We start from the raw sequence: 344 nt of genomic DNA, 5'->3' as shown, positions 1-344 counted from the left end.
TGCCGGCTCACCTGGTTTCCCTTCATTTCAAGCGGCAGCAGGCTCAGTTCACCCAGCACCGTGACGGCCGTGATTTCACCTATCCCTTTCGCCGTACACAGGTGGCCGAACGCCTCCTTCAGACGGTCATTCCCCCGGATTATCCTCAGCGCCATTGCCAGTAACCGTTCACCCTTACGCCCGTAATACGCGACCTCATCCTCTTCCATCTCAACCAACTCAGCGTCCGTATCTGAACGGGAGCTTAGCGCGTGAAGGTGGTTTTTGGCCCGCGTCCGACACTCAACAGCGCGTGTCATCTGGCGCGCAACGTCGCGCAGCGCAAGGCAGGCGTCATCAGGTGG

1 protein-coding gene is annotated in these 344 nt (G+C 59.6%); it reads right to left on the bottom strand.

Features of this window, described 5'->3' with window-relative positions; all coding sequences use genetic code 11:
- The coding region (locus U869_RS32730; protein ID WP_232785428.1) for a hypothetical protein at nt 1-218 on the bottom strand (218 nt) is incomplete at its 3' end.
- Nucleotides 219-344 lie beyond the last annotated feature (126 nt).

The sequence above is a fragment of the Serratia sp. H1w genome (assembly GCF_000633355.1).
Lineage (GTDB): Bacteria > Pseudomonadota > Gammaproteobacteria > Enterobacterales > Enterobacteriaceae > Chania.
Note: the sequence above shows the minus strand (reverse complement) of the source record. Positions and strands in the feature narration are given on the sequence as shown.